This is a genomic window from Flavobacterium panici (genome assembly GCF_024499525.1).
In the GTDB taxonomy this organism is placed as follows: domain Bacteria; phylum Bacteroidota; class Bacteroidia; order Flavobacteriales; family Flavobacteriaceae; genus Flavobacterium; species Flavobacterium panici.
In genome coordinates, this window is sequence record NZ_CP100437.1 from 1,157,782 (window position 1) to 1,182,251 (window position 24,470).

A 24,470-nucleotide genomic window follows, 5' to 3' on the forward strand; every position below is an offset into this window, starting at 1 on the left:
TTATCTGTATAAAGTGAAATGTCCAACAAACTCTCTTGCATCATTCACGTCATTAAGTTTAAGAACATACCAGTAATCACCTGTTGGTAATTCCTCGCCATTGTATCTACCATCCCATTTTTGACCATAATGATATTTAGCAATCTGACGTCCGTATCTATCGAAGATCGCAAACTCAAGATTAGTATAAATATTTGTACATCCAGGTCCCCAACCACTGTGAGTTCCGTTTGGTGTAAAGTAATTATCAAGACAAACATCAATGTAAGTCAACGGTATTGTAATCGTATCAATACATCCGTTTTGATCTTTTACCTTAATTACATAATCTCTAGACTCATAATATTTAAATTTAGTCTCAGATGTAAATGGACCTCCGTCAAAACTGTATTCATAAGCAGGTCTTCCGCCAATTGCAGTTAAAGAAACAATATTCATTTCTTGTTGTCCTCCAGCTAATTGAATATGTAATTTATCAAATGCCTGGATTGTGAAACTTGCTGTTGGCTGGATACATCCGTTTGTATGTCTTGCGTAAATTACGTGATCACCAGGTAATACATCTTTAAATTCATTAGATAATTGATATGGACCAGCTATAACATCTAAAGAGTAATCAACATCAGCAGGATCTACAGAAGGATCTATAGTTACTGTCACTGTATTAGTTTCACAACCGTAAACAACTTCTGCTGTTGGATTGATGTCAACTGCCAATGGCACAAGAACCTCAATTTCAAAATTACAACCATTTGCATCTTTAACATAAGCGGTATGATTACCTCCTGCAAGACCATCAAATGTATGCTGAGTTCCAGTAATTGGATCAAAAGGACCATTTGGTAAATCAAGACTTACTGTGTAAGGAGCAGTTCCACCAGTGATATCAATTGTAAATTCTCCATTTAAGTCACCTTTACATTGTTCTCCTAATATTGAACCTGCTGTAACTATAAGCGGTGCTGTTGGCTGCGTGATTGTTATATCTGTCATTACATAACATCCGTTTTCATCTTGCGCAATTACAGTATACAATCCTGGAGCAAGTTTATCAAACACACTGATTGTATCAAACTGATTTAGATCTGGTGAGATTGCGTATTTAATAACTCCTGTTCCTCCTGTTGCAGTTACTACAATTTTACCATTGTTTTCACCGAAACATGTAACATTAGTTGGCGTAAACACAGCTTGTAAAGCAACTGGCGGCTCGTTGATTGTAATTACAGCAGATGCATCATCACAATCTCCACTTTCTACTTTTACAATGTAATCTCCAATTACTAAGTCTTCGAAGATTCCAGTAGCCTGAGGACCTTGGATAATAGTTCCAGCAGTATTCTCTAATGTATAGATATAGTTTCCTAAACCTCCTTTAGCTTCTGCTACGATAACTCCTGTAGCTTCACCTGTACATTTTACAACTGCATTTGTTACATCAACCTCAATGTTAAGCGGTTCAAGAGGATCAATTGTGATCTCATTAGAAACATAACCTACACATCCTGCAGCATCTTTTACATAGTAGCTGTATTTACCAACAGCAACCGGGAACGTAACTGATGCATTGAATGAACCAATAGTTGTTGCAAAATTAGCATCAGTACTATAAGTGTAAGGAGCTGTTCCGCCCACTGCGCTTAATGTAAGTGTTGCCTGAGTTAAACATGTTTGTGAGCTAGCTTCAACTAAAGTTGGAATAACTTCTGTTGGCTCATTGATCACAATGTTTGCTGAAGTTGCAGAACAACTAAATCCGTCAGTAACAGTGATACTATAAGTTCCAGCACCTAAACCTGTGAAAATTGGGCTAAGTTGTGGTCCAGAACTAATTACTGGAGTTGCTGAAATAATATTTAATGTATACTGATAGTTACTTCCTTGACCACCTGTTGGAGGATCTACTGTAATTATTGCCGTTTTATCTCCAAAACATGTTAGTGTTGTAGCACTTGCTGATGCAGTAACCACGATTGGTGCCGGAACAACTAATACTTCTGTTGCTGTAGCGATACAACCTACATTATCTCTAACGTTAATTGTATAGTTACCTGCTGATAATCCTGACCATACGAATTGATCAGAGTAGTCAACTAATGTTGTACCATTCAATACCAATTGGTATTCGTATTTATTATCCCATCCACCTGCTGCTGAAGCAGTGATTTCTCCGTCGTTATTTCCTGTTACACAAGTAATATCCGATTTCGCTGTTGTTACTGTAAGAGCTGCTGTTGGCTGCTCAATTGTGAACAATGTAGAAACTGTACAGAATGGGTTGTTTACTAGTGTTACAACAACTGTGTATTGACCAGCAGTTAAGTTAGAAATACTAACCGGACCTGCATTTGTTGTTGTTCCGTTACTTGGAACTGGTCCTGTAATTACATAGTTGAATGCACCTGCATCATTTGTTGGGTTTAACTGATTATCTACAAAAGTTAAATCAACACTTCCGTTTGCAGTACCGTAACAGATTTGTCCGTTAACTGGTGTTACGTTAATATCAAAAGTATTAGGATCATTAACATAATGTGCTTGTACAATTGAACATCCTGTAGCAAGGTTTGTAACGGTAATTAAATAATTTCCGATAGTTAATCCTGTGAATACTCCAGTTGTATTTGACTGATTGTATGTATTTCCATCAGTTCCGGCAACATTGTAATTCAATATTGCTGGTGTTCCTCCAATAGATGTTACCGTTACAGTAATATCTTCATTAGAAATACAAGTTACAGCAGTATTTACAGCAACATTTATTTGATCTAAACGAATGAAAGGATTTACTCTAATTATTCCTGTACTAGATCCCATACATCCTTTATCATCGTAAACATTTACAGTATAGTCACCACCAGTGAAGTCTGACTCGCTGTAAGCATTTGATGGACCTCTTTGAACTACAACTCCACCTTTAATGAACTCATAGATTGTATAAACTCCAGAACCACCAACAACGTTATTTACTGTAATAACTGCATAGCTTGAAACATTTGTTCCAGCTGTACAATTGTATTGTGTGATAACTGGTGCGTTAACTGTAATCACGTTTGGTTCGCTGATTCTAATATCTTCAGAATCCACACAACCTCTTCCAGAAGTTACTGTTACCGTATAATCTCCAGCCTGAAGGTTATCAAAAATATTTTGAGTCTGAGCTGGTCTGTTAACCGCTACTCCTAAAGCTGTAGTTCCTGTTAATGTATACGTATAAACCGGGTTATCGTTTACGCCTGGTGCACTTGGAGCTAAATTAGCCGTGATTGAACCATCTGAATTACCTCTACAAGAAACATTTGTTCCGTTTAAAGTAAATCCAGTAATAACTGTTGCCGGATCAATTACGATTGTAACGTTAAAGTCACAAGTTGTTAATACATCTCTCACTCTGATAACGTGTGTACCCGGAGCAACGTTGTTAAATACAGCCGGTGTAGTATTTATGCTTACACCTCCGTCTAAAGTATATCTATAATTAGCTGTTCCTGAACCTCCTGTTGCAGTAGCAGTAATTACACCATTATTAAATGTACAACTTGGTAATGTTGTAACTGTAGTCTCTAACTGTAATCCCGGAGTGATCGTTACTGCAGCAGTTGCTGTAGCTGTACATCCGTTTGCATCTCTTACTGTTACGTCGTATGTTCCTGCAGCGTTTACAGTAAATGTAGGGCTTGCTTGGAATCCTGCTCCAATACTGTATTCGTAAGGTGCTACACCAGAACCAACAGTAACTGTAAATGTATATTCACCTGCTGCCGTAGGACATTGGCTAGTAACATTAGCTGTTATTGCAGTTGGTAATGGATCTACCGCAATTGTTATTGGGATAAATGTTTCACAACCTTTAGAATCTAATACGTATGCTCTCCAGTTTAAGCTTACTGACGGATCTAAAACAGCATTATTACTGTTTGTATAATCTGCTGCTGTTGGAGTTCCTGCTCCTGCGATGAAAGCATATTTATAATCTGGTGTTCCCCCTGCAGCTGTTACACTAACCTGAGCACCTGAATTACAATTAGCATTTACATTTGAAGCTACAGTCAATGTTAATACTGAAGGCTGACCAACAGTTACTGAAGCCGAAGCTGTACATCCTGTTGTTGTGTCTGTAACTTCTAATGTATACGTACCGATTGGTAAGTTTGTCAGCGTTACTACTTTTCCAACTTGTGTTAGAGTTCCTGTAGTTGGTCCTCCAATTAAAGCTGCTGTGTAAGCCCCGCCAAAATTGTCAACATCAAATTTCACTGATCCGTTTGAACCTCCATTACAGCTTACGTCATTTACTAACTGACCTGCTGCTGTAATGTTTACTAATGGATCAACAGTGTAATAGATATCATCTTTACATCCGTTAGCGTCTGTTACCTGGAATAAGTAAGTATCTGCTGTTAGACCTGTAAAGATTCCGTTTGCTGCACCAGAAACATTTGTAACGGCGCTAGCTGGAGAAAGAATCTCGTAGTGTAATGCACCAACACCATGTGAAACAGTTACAGTAACTGTACTTGTTGTGTTAGCAGCTGGTGTACACCAAATATCTGTTCCTGTTACAGAATCGATTACTGGAGCATCTAGTGCCGGAATTGTAACACTTACCGGTACTGCAATTGTACAATTATTAGCATCTTTTACCGAAGCTGTAATTGTTCCTGCATTATACGTAGTGAATGTATTCGTTGCACTATAATTTATTCCGTTGAAACTATATTGGTAAGGTGCTGTTCCTGTTCCAGCAGTTACATTGATTGTAACAATTGCCGGTTGAGTAGCATTACCTGTTCCACAAGTTAAACTTTGAGTTAATACCGCAGTTGCAGCAAGAGCCGTCGGCTCCGTAATTGTAGCTTGTACGCTTACTGAAGAACATTGTTTAGCATCACGAACAACGATGTCATAAGTTCCTGCGATTAATCCTGTGAAAACATTTGAAGCTTGGAAGGCTCCTCCATTGATACTGTACTCATATGGTACAACACCATTAGCAGCAGTAACAATGATACTTCCGTTATTTCCTCCTACACAGCTAACATTAGTTTGTGTAAATGTTGCTGATGGAGTTGTTGTTGGAGTTACTATTACCGGAATAGAAACTGCCTGACATCCCTGACTGTCTGTTACTCTGAAAGTATAAGTTCCAGCAGCTGTAGCCGTGTAAGGTGATGTTGCAGGGAAGTATCCTCCTGCATTAAAGTCAACTTCGAATCCTGTGTAAGTAAGAGTACCCTGAGTTGCCAATAGTGTAATAACAGCTGATCCTGCACAAGTTAAATCTTGTGTTAAACTAGCTTGTAATAATAATTCCTGATTTAATTTATAAGGGCTTGAAACGATACAACCGTTACCATCTTTAATATAGAATGTGTAGTTTCCTGGCGCATTCAATACAAAGTTAGGGCTAGATTGGTATCCGTTACCAATGCTGTATGTTGGTGTTCCAACATAAGTTCCTGTAATTGTAATTGGCACCGGACCTCCTGTGTAGCAATATAATCCAGCTGATGAATTGATTGTTGGCAATGCATCTGTAGCAATTGTTACATCAATTTTAGTTGTACATCCGTTTGCATCCATTGCATAAACATCCCATTGTGTATTTACAGTTGGGTCTAATACAGCGTTTGCAACAGTATCGTAATCTAAAACATTTGGAGTAACTCCGTCTTCAACGAATACATATTTATAAACCGGAGTACCGCCAGAAGCAAGAACTTCAACTTTAGCACCGAAATTACAATTTGCATTTATGTTGCTTACTACGTTAAGAGCTATAGCTGTTGGCTGAGCCACAACTACTGAAGCAGTAGCTGTACATCCAGTAATTGCATCAGTAATAAGAACTGTATAAGTTCCCGGAACTAATCCTGTCACATTTACAGTATTTCCTGTTATAGCTAATGTACCAGTACCTGCTGTTAATACTGCTGTGTAAGTTCCTGTGTAATTTGCAACTGTAAATTTAACCGCTCCATTTGATTGTCCATTACAAACCACATTACTTACTAATTGACCTGCAACTGTAATATTTGTTACCGGATTAATAGTATATGATTCTTGGTAAGTACAACCATTAGCATCTGTCACTTGGAATAAGTAAGTGTCTGGAGTTAATCCTGCAAATACCGCTGAAGTTTGTTTTGCTACAGCGATTGGAGAAAGAATCTCATATTGAAGTGTTCCTACACCATTAACTACGTTACTAATCGTAACTGTACTTGTTGTACTTGCGGCTGGAGCACAATAAATTGGTGTTCCATTAATATCCATATTTGTCGGCGCATTTAACGCTGGAATAGTGATAGTAACTGGCGTAGCAATGATACAGTTATTAGCATCTTTTACATAAGCTGTAATTGTACCTGCATTATAAGTAGTCAACGTATTTGTTGTACTGTAATTTATTCCTCCGTTAAAACTGTATTGGTAAGGTGCTGTTCCTGTTCCTGCAGTTACATTGATAGTAACAATCGCAGGTTGAGTTGAATTACCTGTACCACAAGTTAATCCTTGCGTTAACACAGCTGTTGCTGCTAAAGCTGTCGGCTCAGTAATTGTAGCTTGTACGCTTACTGAAGAACATTGTTTAGCATCACGAACAACGATGTTGTAAGTTCCTGCAACTAATCCTGTGAATATATTTGAAGCCTGGAAAGCTCCTCCGTTGATACTGTACTGATATGGAACAACTCCATTTGCAGCAGTAACAATAATACTTCCGTTATTTCCTCCTATACAGCTCACATTAGTTTGTGTAAATGTTGCCGTTGGAGTTGTCGTTGGTGTAACTACTACCGGAATAGAAACTGCCTGACATCCTTGGCTGTCTGTTACTCTGAAAGTATAAGTTCCAGCAGCAGTTGCAGTATAAGGTGATGTTGCAGCAACATATGCTCCACTGTTAAAGGAAACTTCAAATCCTGTGTAAGTAAGAGTACCCTGAGTTGCCAATAATGTAATACTAGCTGATCCTGCACAAGTTAAATCTTGTGTTAATGTAGCTTTTAACAACAATTCCTGACGTAATGTATAAGGGCTTGAAACGATACAGCCATTTCCATCTTTAATATAGAATACATAGTTTCCTGGCGCATTCAATACAAAGTTAGGGCTAGATTGGTATCCATTTCCAATGCTGTATGTTAAAGGTGCAACACCTGTTCCTGTTATAGTAATTGGTACTGGACCTCCTGTGTAGCAATATAATCCAACTGATGAATTGATTGTTGGCAATGCATCTGTACCAATTGTTACATCAAGTTTTACTGTACATCCGTTTGCATCCTTAGCATAAACATCCCATAGAGTATTTACTGTTGGTGCTAATACTGCATTTGCACTATTTGTATAATCTGCAGCAACTGGTGTAACACCATCCTGAACAAATGCGTATGTATAATTTGGTGTTCCTCCGTTTGCTAAAACAGTCACTTTTGCACCGAAATTACAATTTGCATTTACGTTGCTTACTAAGTTAAGACCTAGAACTGTTGGCTGAGCCACAACTACTGAAGCAGTTGCAATACATCCTGTTGTTCCATCAACAACCTGAACTGTGTATGTTCCAGGAACTAATCCTGTAACGTTTACAGTATTTCCTGTTTGAACTAATGTACCCGTTCCTGCAGTTAATGTAGCAGTATAAGAAGTTCCATAATTAGCAACTGTAAATCTAACTGCACCATTTGCGTTTCCGTTACAAGTAACGTTGCTTATTAATTGACCTGCAACTGTAATGTTAGTTACCGGTAAAACAGTATATGATTCTTGGTAAGTACAACCGTTAGCATCAGTCACCTGGAATAAGTAAGTATCTGGTGTTAATCCTGCAAATACTGCTGAAGTTTGTTTCGCTACAACAATTGGAGAAAGAATCTCATATTGAAGCGTTCCAACTCCGTTAATTACGTTACTAATTGTAACTGTACTTGTTGTGTTTGCCGCTGGAGCACAATAAATAGGTGTTCCGTTAATATCCATATTAGTCGGCGCATTCAACGCTGGAATAGTGATAGTAACTGGCACTGCAATGATACAATTATTAGCATCTTTTACATAAGCTGTAACTAATCCTGCATTATAAGTAGTCAACGTATTTGTTGTACTATAATTTGTTCCTCCGTTGAAACTGTATTGGTAAGGCGCTGTTCCTGTTCCTGCAGTTACATTGATTGTAACAACTGCTGGCTGAGTAGCATTTCCTGTTCCACAAGTTAATCCTTGCGTTAACACAGCTGTTGCAGCTAAAGCTGTCGGTTGAGTAATTGTAGCTGGTACGCTTACTGAAGAACATTGCTTAGCGTCACGAACAACGATGTTGTAAGTTCCTGCAATTAATCCTGTGAATATATTTGAAGTTTGGAAAGCTCCTCCATTAATGCTGTACTGATATGGCGTAATTCCATTTGCAGCAGTAACAGTAATACTTCCGTCATTTCCTCCAATACAGCTCACATTTGTTTGTGCTAATGTTGCTGTTGGAGTTGTTGTTGGAGTTACTACTACCGGGATAGAAAGTGCCTGACATCCTTGGCTGTCTGTTACTCTGAAAGTGTAAGTTCCAGCAGCAGTAGCCGTGTAAGGTGATGTTGCAGCAACATATCCACCTCCGTTAAAGTCAACTTCAAATCCTGTGTAAGTTGTAGTTCCCTGAGTTGCCAATAATGTAATACTAGCTGATCCTGCACAAGTTAAATCTTGCGTTAAAGTAGCATTTAATAATAATTGTTGGTTTAATGTATAAGGAACTGAAACAATACAGCCATTAACATCTTTAATAGAGAATGTATAAGTTCCCGGCGCATTCAATACAAAGTTAGGACTAGACTGGAATCCGTTACCAATACTGTATTCAGCTGTAGCACCTACAAAAGTTCCAGTGATTGTAATTGGTACTGGACCTCCTGTATAACAGTATACTGAAGCAGTTAAGTCAATTGTTGGTAATGCGTCTGTACCAATTGTTACGTCTAATTTAACTGTACATCCGTTTGCATCTTTAGCATAAACATCCCATAGTGTGTTTGTAGCCGGAGCTAATACAGCGCTTGCACTATTTGTGTAATCTGCAGCTACCGGAGTAACACCATCCTGAACGAATGCATAAGTATAGTTAGGTGTTGCACCTGAAGCAATAACTTCAACTTTTGCACCAGAATTACAATTTGCATTTACGTTGCTAACCAAGTTGATGCTTAGAGCTGTTGGCTGAGTAACTACAACTGAAGCAGTTGCAATACATCCTGTAATATCATCAGTAACCTGAAGAGTGTATGTTGCCGGAACTAATCCTGTAACGTCAACAGTATTTCCTGTTTGTGTTACCGTACCTGTTCCTGCTGTTAATGTTGCAGTATATGTTCCTCCAAAGTTTGCAACTGTGAATTTAACGGCACCATTTGCTTGTCCGTTACAAATTACATTACTTACTAATTGACCTGCAACTGTAATATTAGTTACCGGAGCAACTGTGTATGATTTTTGATCTTTACATCCGTTAGCATCAGTTACTTCAAATAAGTAAGTATCCGGAGCTAATAATGTGAATATTCCGCTAGCAGCACCTGAAACATTTGAAGTTGCACTAGCTGGTGATAAAATTGCGTAAGCTAAAGTACCAACACCATTTGTTGTAGTGATAGTAACTGTACTTGTAGTACTAGCCGCCGGAGCACAATAAATTGGTGTTCCAGTAATGTTTGTAATTGTTGGCGGATTTAACGCTGGAATATTAACTCCATTTGTTAAAGTGAATATACATCCTTTAGCATCTTTAACTAAAACATTGAATGTTGTTCCAGCAAAAGCTTCGTATGTATTTGTACTTGTATAAGTTACACCGTTATCAAAACTATATAAGTAAGGAGCAGTACCATCTGCAGCTGTTACAGTAACTACTGCTTTTGTTGGTACATTTCCTGCAGCACATGTCAATGCTGTTGTTAAAGCAGACGTTGCTGTTAATGCTGCCGGTTGCGTTATTGTGATTGGCGTACCTGGATAAAGACAAGATTTAGCATCTCTTACCGTAATAGTATATGCAGTACCTGCCGCTAATCCTGTAAATACATTTGATGTTTGGAAAGCTCCACCATCTAATTGATATTGATAAGGACCAACTCCTGAAGTAACATTTACCGTAATTGTTCCATCTGTACCTCCATTACAACTTACATGTGTTTCAACAGTAGTAAATAATGTAGGCTGGATAGGATCTAATGTTAAAGTAGTAGTTGCCTCACATGCTGTTGGCAATTTAGCATCATTTACTTTGAACATATAGTTAGCTAAAACACTAGTTGTTAGAACATTTGATGGCATCAAGGTATAGTTAAGACCTCCATCAGTAGAATAATAATAAGTGTATGCTGTGTTGTAACCTCCTGTAGCTGTTAATGTAATTTGAGCGTCTGGAGTTATAGTACAATCTAGTTCTTTTGTTAATGCTGCACTTATGTGTAGCTGTGGTTTAACTTCATAAGTTGTAGTTGCTGTACAACCATTACCATCTTTAATTACTAAAGTATAAGTACCTGAAGCATTAAACGTGAAGCTTGGACTTGTTTGGAAAGTACTTCCGTTTACGCTGTAAGTAGCTCCTCCAACTGCTGGATCAACTGTTCCAGAAATTGCAAATGTGAATGGATTACCGTCATAACAAATTCCAGCTGGTGCTGTAATTGTTGGATCGACATCTTTATTTAATGTAATAGCTGCGAATTTGATACAGCCATAAGCATCTTTTGCGTAAGCAATGTAGTTTCCTGCATTTCTGTTAAATGTATTTACAGAAGCCCAACCTGTAGAAGCTGCTGTTGGTGCAGGATCTGTAGATAATAATAATTGATATGTATATGGACCTGTTCCGTCTTTTGCAACAGCTGTAATTATACCAGAGTTTGGATTACAATTTGCATTTTTAGTAACTGAAGCCGTAACTGATAAATCAATAGCAGATTCAGTAATGTTAAATGTATTACTAGCAACACTACAACCTGCATTAGTTCCACCTGCAGTTTCTTTAATTACAACAACGTAATTTCCAAAACCTAATGCACCAATGTTGTTAATTGGAAGTGAACCATTAGCAGGTACTGTACCTGTTCCGGTAACACCTGTAGTAACCATAGTGAAAGAATTGAATATCTCATAACTAATAGGCGTTGGTGTTGGATATGTACTATTTACTGTCAATGAAACATTTCCATTATTGCTTCCTTTACAAGTAACATTGTTAGCTGTTAATCCAGTTACAGTTAAAGTAGAGTTAGTTGGAATAGGGAATTGAGCTGTTTCATAGTAGTAACAACCTGTTCCTGCATCATGAACGATGAAAGTATATTTAACTCCTGGTAATAAGTTTGGTATGCTTGTTTTTTTACTTCCTGGGTTTACTCCTGCAGGAACTCCTAAAACGTCTTCATCATACCACGGTAAAGTAGTTGGAGAAGTATAAGTCATTCCAGGACCTGTGTAAACAGCGAAGTGGAATGGCCCATTACCTGTAATATTAGTAGATGCAGCACCAATAGCTACAACTGCTGAACCTAAAGAAGAACAATCAGCTGGCGGTGGTGTTACTGTAATATCAAGATCATTTGGCGGTGAAGCAACAAATATATTTTGCTCTATATTAGTACAACCATTTGCATCTGTAATGATAATTTGGTATAAACCAAAGTCAACTACTTCGAAAACAACTGAAGCTCCAGTTTGACCTGTAATTTGTTTGTTATATCCATTTACTCCGGTTACATGATAAGTATAATTAGGAGTTCCTCCCGTAACAGAAGTAATTGTAATAGCTCCTAATGAAACACCTAATGCACCACAAGTAATAGGCGTAATTGTTCTGTTTACTACGATTGGTGTTGGCTGAGCAATATTAATATTATCTGTATCTGTACATCCTTTTGCATCAGTTACAGTAATTACATAATTACCAGCGGCTAAACCTGAAGTTTGTGAACCGTAATTAACTCCTGTAGTTGTATTTAAAACAGTATATACAAATGGTGCCTGACCTTTTGTATTATCAATTGTAATAGCAATTGCTGCTGTAGCATCACCATTACAGTTTATACTTTGAGTTTGTGAAACTCCAGTAATATCTGGATTAACTGGTGTCGTAACGATAACCGCAGAAGACGTAGCTGTACAACCTCTAGAATCAGTTACTGTGAAAGTGTATGATCCTGCTGTGTTAGTTGTAAATACATTTCCAGCGAATGTTCCTGTGTTAGGAGAAGCTGTATAAGTAAATGGTCCGCTTCCTCCTGTTGGTGTTAAAGTAATTTGAGCATCAGTTGGAACTGAACATGTAATGTCCTTGTCTAATGTCGCATTTAGTGTTAATGCGTTATTTACTAAAACAACATTACTATCTGCTGTACATCCGTTACCATCTTTAATTCTGATAGTATAACTTCCAGGTGTAGTAACAACAAACGTGTTACCTGCCTGATATGAAGCTCCTCCATTAATACTGTAACTCAATGGTGCTACTAGTCCAGCTCCCGGAGTTGCTGTAATAGTATAGCTTCCTACCCCAAAACATTGACCAGCAGCAGAAGCTGTAACAGTTGGAACAACATCTTTAGCTATAGTAATATCTAATTTAAATGTACATCCGTTTGCATCTATAATATGAACGTCCCAGTTTAAGTTAACAGCTGGGTCTAAGTTTGCTTTGTTATTGTTTGAATAAGCTCCTACCGCAGCACCATCCTGAACAAATGAATATCTGTATATAGGAGTTCCTCCAGTTGCTGTAACTGTAACTGCTGAAGTACTAACAAAACAGTTAGCATTTACCGCAGCATAAGTTGCAGATAAAGCAGCTGCCGGTTGATTAATAGTAATCGAAGCGTTAGCTGTACAACCTGTTACTTCATCTGTAATAACAATTGCGTAAGTATTTGCTGTTAAATTTGGTAAAGTTACAGTTCCAGTATTAACTCCTGTTACTGCCGTACCTCCATTAACTGTATAAGAATATGTAGAACCGAAACCTGAAACAGTTAATCTTATAGATCCTGTATTTCCTCCGTTACATAATACATCACTTAATTTACTAGCTAAAACAGTAATTGGAGTTACCGGATTAACTGTATATGATTCTGTATAATAACATCCGTTAGCATCGGTAACTTTAAACATATAAGTACCTGGTGCAAGATTTGCAAAAGCATTAGATGTTTGTTTAGGAATGATAACCGGAGATGGAGCAATTGTTTCGTATTGTAAAGTTCCAACACCATTTGTCGCTGTTAAAGTAACAGTAGTTGTTGTAGCCGTACAAGTAACTGCCGGAGCAGCAAATGTTAAATCTGTTGGAGAGTTTAATCTCAATAAAGTTCCATTACCTGTTACTGGACATCCTTTTGCATCTCTTACTGAGTAAGTATAAGCTTGGTTAGTTCCGTTATCATTTAATGTTAAAACATTATTTGAGCTGTACCCGCTTCCGTTGAAGCTGTATTCGTAAGGAGCAGTTCCTGTTCCTGCTGTAACATTAATTGTAACTGTTCCTGCTACTTTAGCATTTGAAGTGTTACATGAGAACGGAACTTCAACTACTGTAGCAGCTAATGTTAAAGGCTGCGTAATTGTAACTGCTACTGATCCAGTACAGTTTTTACTGTCTTTTACGTAGAAAGTATAAGAACCTGCAGCTAATCCTGTAAATACCGGATTTGCAGCAAATGGTCCTGCAACATTGTTGCTATATGTAAATCCGCCTGATCCTCCAGCACCTGTTAAAGTAACTGAACCATTTGAACTTCCATTACAGCTTGCATTTACCTGAACAGCTGTAACTGTTGGGTTTGTAATAGGAGCAACTGTAACAACTGCAGTTCTTGTACAGCTGTTAGAATCTGTAATTACAAATGTATAAGTATCTGCATTTGCAGGTGTTACTGTGTATGTAAATGTTGGTCCCGAAATAGGTGCACTTGCTGCACTTGGAGCACCAGCACCTTTTTGTACTGTATAAGTATATGTAGATCTACCTCCGCCTATTGTAACTGTAATTGTTGCATTTGGAGTAGCTGTACAATCTAATGTTTTTGTAACTGTACCAGCAGCTGTTAATTGCGGGTAAACCACTGTTGCAGCCGGAGCCGCAGCAATACATCCGTTTTTATCTTTTACATAAACGGTATAAGTTCCTGCAGCTACTGAGAAAGTATTACTTGTTTGGAACGCTCCAGTTGGACCATTAATTCCGTAAGTTAATGGTGCTAAACCTGTAGCAGTCGCAGTAATAGTGAATCCGCTTCCAGAAGCTGTACATTGATTATTAACCGTTACGTTAGTAATCGCTGGCATTGGATCCAAAATAACTGTAGCTGTTGATTTAGCAATACAGCCATTTGCATCTTTTACGTAAACATCCCAAACTAAATCAGCTCCAGAATTAGTATCTACTGTTAAAACAGCACTATTTCCGTAAGTTGAAGTTGGAACTGTTGACGGGCTTTTCGCGAAAGCGTAAGTATAATTTGGTGTACCGCCTGTAGCTGTAACCGTAATTTGTGAATTATCGTTATTACAATTAACATTAGTTCCTACTGCTGTAGTAATTGCTAAAGCAGCCGCTGGCTGACCAATAACAATGCTTGCAGAATTAGTACATCCTGTTGCAGTATCTGTTACCTGAACAGTATAAGTTCCTGCAGCAACATTTGATAATGTTAATGTATTTCCTGATTGTGTTAATGTTCCTGATCCTAAAGTTCCTGCTGTTAAAGTAAATGTATAAGCACCAACTACAGCATTACCAGAAACTGTATAAGTACCAGATCCTGTTGAACCTCCTCTACATAAAACATCACTTGTTTTGTTACCTGTAATTGCAATTGGAGTAACTGGATTTACAATGTAAGGTTCTGTATAATAACATCCGTTTGCATCTGTAACTCTAAAAGTATAAGATCCAGGTGCAAGATTTGCGAATGAATTTGATGTTTGTTTAGCAATGATTACTGTCGATGGAGCGATTGTTTCGTATTGCAAAGCTCCAACTCCATTTACTGCTGTCAAAGTAACAGTTGTTGTTGTTGCTGTACAAGTAACAGCCGGATTAGCAAAAGTTAAGTCTGTTGGAGGGTTTAGTCTCAATAAAGTTCCATTACCTGTAACCGGACAGCCTTTTGCATCTCTTACTGAGTAAGTATATGGCTGATCTGCACCGTTGTCATTTAATGTTAGTACATTATTTGAGCTGTATCCGCTTCCGTTGAAGCTGTATTCATAAGGAGCTGTTCCTGTTCCTGCAGTAACATTAATTGTAACTGTTCCTGCAACTTTAGCATTTGAAGTGTTACATGTAAATGGAACTACTGCAACTGTTGCAGCTAATGTTATAGGCTGCGTAATTGTAACAGCTACTGATCCAGAACAATTTTTGCTGTCTTTTACGTAGAAAGTATAAGAACCTGCAGCTAATCCTGTAAATACCGGATTAGTTGTAAATCCTGTTGTTGGATTATTACTGTATGTGAAACTACCTGATCCTCCAGCACCTGTTAAAGTAACTGAACCATCTGCAGCGCCATTACAGCTTGCATTTACCTGAACAGCCGTAACCGTTGGATTTGCAATTGGGGCAACTGTAACAACTGCTGTTCTCGTACAGCTGTTAGAATCTGTAATTACAAATGTGTAAGTATCTGCATTTGCAGGTGTTACTGTATAAGTAAATGTTGGCCCTGTAATAGGTGCACTTGCTGCACTTGGAGCACCAGCACCTTTTTGAACTGTGTAAGTAAAAGTAGATCTACCACCTCCAATTGTAACTGTAATAGTTGCGTTTGGAGTAGCTGTACAATCTAATTCTTTTGTAACTGTACCAGCTGCTGTTAATTGTGGGTAAACTACTGTTGCAGCCGGAGCTGAAGCAGTACAGCCGTTTTTATCTTTTACACTTACTGTGTAAGTTCCCGCAGCAACTGTAAATGTATTTGAAGTTTGGAAAGAAGTTCCATCAATACTATATGTCAATGGAGCTAAACCTGTAGCAGTTGCAGTAATCGTGAATCCGCTTCCAGAAGCTGTACATTGATTGTTAACCGTTACATTAGTTATAGCTGGCATTCCATCCAAAATAACTGTAGCTGTTGATTTAGCAATACATCCATTTGCGTCTTTCACGTAAACATCCCAAACTAAATCAGCTCCAGAGTTGGTGTCTACTGTTAAAACATTACTAGCGCCATAAGTCGATGATGGTACTGTTGATGGGCTTTTCGCGAAAGCGTAAGTATAATTTGGAGTACCTCCTGTTGCTGTAACTGTAATATTTGAATTATCATTATTACAATTTACGTTTGTAGCAACTGCTGTCGTAATTGCCAATGCAGCCGCTGGCTGACCAATAACAATACTTGCAGAATTAGTACATCCTGTTGCAGTATCTGTTACCTGAACAGTATAAGTTCCTGCTGCAACATTTGATAATGTTAATGTATCTCCTGATTTTGTTAGTGTTCCTGATCCTAAAGTTCCTGCTGTTAAAGTAAATGTATAAGCACCTGGTGTAGCATTACCAGAAACTGTGTAAGTTCCAGATCCTGTTGAACCTCCTCTACATAAAACATCACTTGTTTTATTTCCAGTAATTGCAATTGGAGTAACTGGATTTACAATGTAAGGTTCTGTATAATAACATCCGTTTGTATCTGTAACTCTGAAAGTATAAGATCCAGGTGCAAGGTTTGTGAATGCATTTGATGTTTGTTTTGCTCTAATTACTGTCGATGGAGCAATTGTTTCGTATTGTAAAGTTCCTACTCCATTTACTGCTGTTAAAGTAACAGTTGTACTTGTAGCTGTACAAGTAACCGCTGGAGAAGCAAAAGTTAAATCTGTTGGAGGGTTTAGTCTCAATAAAGTTCCATTACCTGTAACCGGACATCCTTTTGCATCTCTTACTGAGTAAGTATATGGCTGATCTGCACCGTTGTCATTTAATGTTAATACATTATTTGAGCTGTATCCGCTTCCATTGAAGCTGTATTCGTAAGGAGCTGTTCCTGTTCCTGCTGTAACATTAATAGTAACTGTTCCTGCTACTTTAGCATTTGAAGTGTTACATGTAAATCCTACAACGGCAACTGTAGCTGCTAAAGTACTTGGCTGCGTAATTGTAACTGCTACTGATCCTGTACAACCTTTACTGTCTTTTACATAGAAAGTATAAGAACCTGCCGCTAATCCGTTAAATACTGGATTAGTAGTAAATCCTGTTGTTGCATTATTACTGTATGTGAAACTACCTGATCCTCCAGCACCTGTTAAAGTAACTGAACCATCTGCAGCTCCATTACAGCTTGAATTTGTCTGAGCAGCTGTAACCGTTGGGTTTGAAATTGGGTCTACTGTAGTTACTGCTGTAGCCTGACATCCATTAGCATCTGTAATTACAAATGTATAAGTGTCTGCATTTCCAGGAGTAACTGAGAAAGTAAATGTTGGTCCGGCAATAGAAGCGCTTGGTGCACTTGTAGTACCTGAACCTTTTCTAGATGTATATGTAAATGGAATTCTTCCTCCGCCAATTGTAACTGTAATTGTTGCGTTTGGAGTTACTGTACAATCTAATTCTTTTGTAACAGCACCTACAGCTGTTAACTGTGGATAAACTACTGTTGCAGCCGGAGCTGAAGCGATACAGCCGTTTTTATCTTTTACACTTACTGTGTAAGTTCCCGCAGCAACTGTAAATGTATTTGAAGTTTGGAAAGAAGTTCCATCAATACTATATGTCAACGGAGCTAAACCTGTTCCTGTTGCAGTAATAGTAAACGAATTACCTGAACCTGTACATTGGTTATTGATTGCTGCAGTTACACTTGGTAAATTATCTGTAGCAATAGTAACTGTATTTTTTGTTGTACAGCCATTTGCGTCTTTTACATAAACATCCCAAACTAAATCAGCTCCAGAATTAGTATCTACAGTTAAAGTAGCACTATTGCCATAAGTCGATGATGGTACTGTTGATGGGCTTTTCGCGAAAGCGTAAGTATAATTTGGCGTACCGCCTGCGGCAGTAACTGTAATTTGTGAATTATCATTATTACAATTTACATTAGTAGATGTTGCTGTAAATGTTAATGCATTTGCAGGCTCAGTAATAATAATACTTGCTGTATTTGTACAACCTGTTGCATTGTCTCTTACTTGTACAGAATATGTTCCTGCAGCAACGTTTGCTAATGTTAATGTATTTCCTGATTTTGTTATAGAGGCAGCAGCTGCAGCAGGTGTTACGGTATAAGTATAAGCACCAATTGTTGCATTACCAGAAACTGTAAAAGTTCCAGATCCTGTTGCTCCTCCTTTACAAAGAGCATCACTTGTTTTATTACCAGCAACTGAAATTGGACTTACAGCATTGATAATATATGGTTCTTCATAATAACATCCGTTAGCATCAGTAACTTTAAAGTTATAAGTTCCCGCTGCTAATCCAGCAAATACTCCTGTAGTATTTGTTGCTACAGATGCTGCTGGTGATGTAATTGCATACGTTAAAGTCCCTACTCCATTTGTGGCAGTAGCAGTAACTGTAGTTGTAGTTGCTGTACAAGTAACCGCAGCATTACTAAATGCTAAATCTGTTGGAGGGTTTAATCTGTTAATTGTAACTGTTTGAACTGGAGTTTTACAACCTTGTGCATCACTAACTACATAAGAAATAGTTTGGTTTGTTCCATTATCTGTTACAGATAATGTACGCGTGCTTGTAAAAGTTGTCCCTCCGTCAAAACTATATTGATAAGGAGCTGTACCTGTTGTTGGAACAGCAATTGTTACAGTAGCCGCTTGTTTCACATTTGAAGCATTACATGAAAATGCAGTTGCACTTGCAGTAGCTGTTAATGTTGTTGGCTGCGTAATAGTAATATTTCCAACTGCAGATTTACAACCTTTACTATCCATTACCTGGAATGTATAAGTTCCTGCAGCTAATCCTGTGTAATCTGATTGAGCAATAAATGTTGCACTTCCGTTGAAGCTGTAAGTATAACCTCCAGATCCACCTGCTCCGACCAATTGAATAGAACCTGTTGAAGCTCCATTACATGTTGCATTTACTTTTGTAGCTGTAACTGTTGGATTTGAAATTGGATTTACAACTGCGCTAGTTGTAGTAATACAACCTTTTGAATCTGTAATTTCAAAAGTATAAGTATTTGCAGTTGTTGCAGTATATACAAATGAATTACCTGTTACATTGTTACTACCACTGTAAGTTCCTGAACCTATTTTAACTTTATATTTAAATGCACTTGTACCTCCCGTAATAGAAACTGTGATAGTAGCATTTGGAGAAGTAGTACAATCTAACGTTTTAGAGATTGTTGCGCTTCCTTCTAATTCAGGTGCAATTACAATGTTGCTAACTGTAGCTGTACAGTTATTACTGTCTGTTACAACAACATTATGTGTACCAGGACCTACATTCGTAAATGTATTTGAAGTTTGTGCAGCTCCGCCGTCTAAACTATAAGTTAAAGTTCCTGTTCCTGTAGCTGTTACTACAAGTGTTGCCTGATTAGTAGAATCATAACATAAATCTGAACTCGCAGCTAATGAAGCTGTTGGAGCTGTTGGATTATTAATATTTACAGTAGCTGAAGCTGGAGAAGTACAAGCGTTTGCATCTCTAACCACTATTCTATATGTTCCTGAAGCAACGTTTGTAAATATATTCGAAGTTTGGAATGGTACTACAACTGTAGTTCCATTAGATTGTCTTAACTCATATTGGTAAGCCGGTGTCCCTCCTGTTACTGTTGCGGTAATAGAAGCGCCAGTTGTACAAGTAGGCTGAGCCGTAACCTGAGCTGTAACTGCTAATGCTGCTGGTGCAGTAATAGGTTGAGAGAATGGGAAACTACAAGTCGATGCACTATTGTTGAAACGAACTTGAATTGAATAGGTTTGGCTTGTTAAACCTGTTACAGTTACAGGAGATACTTTAGAATTTACCCAGGTAGTTCCATTATTCATAGAATAATCGAATCCGTATGGAAGATTAAAATTTTCTGCTGCTAATGTAATTTCTCCGTTATTTCCTCCATTACAAGTAACATTTTTAACTCCTGTTATAGAAGCTGTAAATGCTTTATTACTGTCGATAACAATAGGAAAATCTTTTTGAGTAATACATGATTTTGGAATCTGACGTACCCAGATATCATCGATAACTAAGTCATTACCTCCATATTCAGTACTTCCTGAACGAATTCTGAAAGTAAGGTTTGTATTATTTCCTGGATTTAACGAGATGTTTATTGGAACCCATTTTGTTCTGTTAGCATCATTTGCTGCTTCAGCAATTTTACCTGTATCTTCAGTAGCAACAACATTACCAGAACCATCAACCAATTCGAATCTTACAATTGGAGCTGCTCCGGTTACACCTGTATTTAATAAGTTACCTACATATAAGGAAACCATTACAGGCTGATTTGGGATAACATCAATAATTGGTTTGCTATATAAAACTCCATAAGGTCCTGCTGCACCACCAATATTTACTAATAAATATCTTCCGTTTGCATCTGTTCCATTTGTTGTATGGTCTTTAAAGTGGTACCAAGCTGTATCACCTCTCCAGAAGAAACTTGTAACTGAGTATTGGTTATCTTCAACAGAACGAGTTGGAGTTCCGTTTAAAGAACAAGTATATGGAGGGTTAACTCTTTGGTCGTTGAAACAGTAAGCCGATGCAATACCAGGAGTTGTTGTAGTTCCTCCAGAACCAAAATCTTCTTGTAATAAATTACTATAAGTTGGTACTGAAACTAAATTGTATTTTACACTTACTGTGTGAGATCCTGATGGAACATTTACAAAAACGTTCGAAGGAGTATTTGTGTTTAAAACATTATCTAAATAATATTCATAGCTGTAATTTGCCCCACCACCATTTGTTACCGTTACAGTACTTGTTGCAGTTCCATTACAATTAAATACTGGTGCTCCAACTGCAATTGTAGGGTCTGCAGGTTTTGGATCTAATATAACTCCAGGCATTGCGAACGTACAGCCTTTTGAATCTCTAACATAAAGTGTATAAGTTCCCGGTGCTACGTAAGCTTCATTTGATGCTCCGTAAGTTGTTCCTCCGTTAAAGCTATATGTGTAAGGAGGAGTTCCACCTTGAGGGTTTGTAATACGTACTTTACCAAAACCATTACCTGATGGATCACAACCTGCTAATTCAGAAACACCCGCAGAAGCACTTAATGCATTTGCAGGAGCTGTAATTGTAATAGTAGTAGCCGGATCAGTACATGTAGTTCCCGATAAAGTATATTTAACTACAACATTATAAGTACCGCCTGTTAAATTAGAGAAAACAGGAGTAGTGCTAAATGTTGCACCATTGTCAATACTGTATTGTAAAGTGTATCCGTTTGCGTTTGTAACATTAATATTGATTTGAGCTGTACCGCCGTTACAATTGATTTCTGTATTTGTTATATTGTAAACAGGCTTAGGATTTCCTGTAACTGTAATTGATGTTGTTGCCTCACAGTTATTAGAATCAACTAAACGAATATTATATGTTCCAGCTGTTGTAAAAGTAATTTCGTTTGAAGTAAGGAAAGTGGTCGATCCATTTACAAAGAAGAAATACGGAGCTGTTCCACCTGAACCCGATAATGTAATTTTACCATCGCTACATGCTGTAAGAGGTGTTGTCAAGGCTGCAGTTGCTACTAGAGGAGCTGCAATGTTATTTATAGAAATAACACTTGACACATTACAAGTTGGAGCTGGTGTACCGCCAATTGGTGCATTTGTAACTCTTACCCTGTAAGTGGTTCCAGGATTTAAATTAGCAAAAGTATAATCTGAAGCTGCAATAGGCCCAACACTATTTACAAGTGCATTTGTAGCATTATTATATAAGTAATAATAATATTGCGGGTCTATATTTAAAGCACCTACTTTTATACTTCCTTTATCTCCGTAACAAGTTGGTTGAGTTACTGCTGTAGTAATCTGTAAGTCTCTGCTTCTAATAAGAATACCCGGAACAGAAAAAATACATGGATTAGTAGCAACACCAATTTGTCTGATATAAACAGTATAAGAGTTAGGAGTTGTAATATTGAAAGTATTACTTGTTTGATATGCTCCTACTGCACCACTAGGATCAGTTCTGATAGCATATTCATAACCTGCAGGCACGCCGCCAATTGTAATACTTCCAGGAACACCACAAATAATATCTTTATGTGTTTCTGTTGGAGTTAACAAATTCGTATAAACATTAAAGTAGAAACGGTTGAAACATCCTCCCGCATAATTTAATGTTACTCGAAATTGTCCTGCCTGGTTTGCCGTATAATTTGGCCCTGAACCAACACTAGCCCATGTACAGGCAGCATTTTCATTGGCACAATTTTGATTTGTAACAGCAGTACAACTTCCTTCATTTAATTTCTCCCAAACAATACTTGTTGCGTCAGAAATACTTGTAGTAATTTGTCTGACAGCATTTGAACCACACAAGAAAATATTTGGTAATTTTTTTCCATCATTAGAACAAGTTACTACCTGATCTGCGAAAGGAATTACCGGATTTTCTACTGTTGCTCCAAATCTTGTTACAACAAATGACTGATAGATTGATCTACAAGGTGCAGCAGCGAGATTATAAACATAATAAGTTCCAGGATCTTTTACATTAAATACTTGTCCTTTTCCTATTTCAATAGTTCTTGCTTCATCACTATACCAAGTATAATCTGAATAACCATTAGCAGCTGTTAAGTTAATATTTGCTCCACAAAGTGTAACGTTCGTGGTGTATTTACAACCATCTACTCCAACTAAAAAGTTTGTCGCTTTTGGAACTAAAATACATCCTGTATTGGTATTAACACTCGGGTCATCAGAAATTGTAAAACTTGTATTTTGCTGTCCTTTGTACGTTGCATAAGCAGAGTTGTCAATACTATTAGAACAAGCCTCACTTAAACTTTGACAATCAGGAACAACCTTAACCTTAAAGCTTATAATTTTTTCAGGGTCACCAACTTTAACAATGTTGTTGTTTATTGCAAAAACAATATTTCTTGTCGTTGCATTATAACTTTGAACCGTTACCCCAGTTGGTAACGAAACAATATCAGCCGGATAATTGAAAATAATATTAATAGGCAGCTGATCTCGAATTGTAAATGAGGTAGCATTATCATTACCTGTATTTTTAAAACCAATTTCGTAGTTTAACTGCTGTCCTAAAGTAACATTTTGCCCGCCAATATTTGCTCCTAAATTATTTTTTACAATTTTAGTTAAAACAATTTTCGGTTCAATAATCTCAACGTTAAAAGCATTGAAAAAGAGTCCATAACCGTCTCCTCCCGTACTAAGCTTTAATTGTGCCGAGGTATCGTTGTTTTTAATAATTGCATTTGCGGCATTATTAAGATTTATAATCCCCGCTTCAAACCCCAGGGTATTACCACTACTTGGTGTTCGGTCTGTATAGGGACCATTAACGTCATTAAACGTACTATTAAAGAAGTTATTTACATTACGTTCAGTAGTAAAAATATCAGTATTATTGATAGAGTATTTATCCCCTGTAAGGTTAACGTCTCCCTCTAAAGCAGCAAAAGCCAGTTTTGCTTTTACAACTCCTGTTGGAATTGTTTTAAAACCTGTTAAGTCATAAGTTACAGGTCCACTAGATGCTTGTATCCAACGAAGACCATCGAAAGAAGTGATATATTTTGCAGATGATTTTGGATCTTCATAAACCACAAATAAATTCCAACCTGCAGAAAAACCTCCATTGATTCCACCTCTTCCAGAAATAATATTAGCAACTGTATACGTTCCTTCAGGATTTGCTAATCCTTGTACCATCGTTGTTAGATCATAATAGTATGCATAAGGCATCTGATCACCATTTGACGTCGTTGGATAGTAATCATAAATTAATGATCCTGAAATATTCGTATAAGCTGTTTGATTTGGAAGTTTAATCTTAATTGAACCAAGATTAGCACGATTTACAGTACCATTGTCAACAGTACCTTTACTGTAAATACCAGCCCAATAAAGACCTGCATATACTATTTTATAACATTCTCTACTAGATTGCGGAACAGTTAAATTTGCCGAACTCGAACTAAACGTAGTATTGTCACTATCAATATCAATATATTGCATAGTAAGGTCGTTATTGTTCTGGTTCGTCGCATTGAACGCATTGTTCGGCCGCTCACCATTCTTATTGTTATCTCTATTCAAAATATTATTACCTATCAAGAGCATATCACCTTTTAAACTTTGGTCAAAGCGAGGGGTGAAATCCTTTTGAGAGAACATAATAAAACTCTGTATAAAAAATAATACAGTTAAAACTAATTTTAAAGTAGTAGGTTTCTTCATGTTACTATGGTTTCAGTTTAACTGTTGTTCTT

At 37.4% G+C, this 24,470-nt stretch carries 1 protein-coding gene; it reads right to left on the reverse strand.

Annotated features, from left to right (window positions below; genetic code table 11):
* Positions 1-24,438 (reverse strand): T9SS type B sorting domain-containing protein, encoded by a 24,438-nt coding sequence (locus NLJ00_RS05285; protein ID WP_256636485.1) that lies wholly within the window; start codon positions 24,436-24,438, stop codon positions 1-3.
* Between the last annotated feature and the right edge of the window lie 32 nt (positions 24,439-24,470).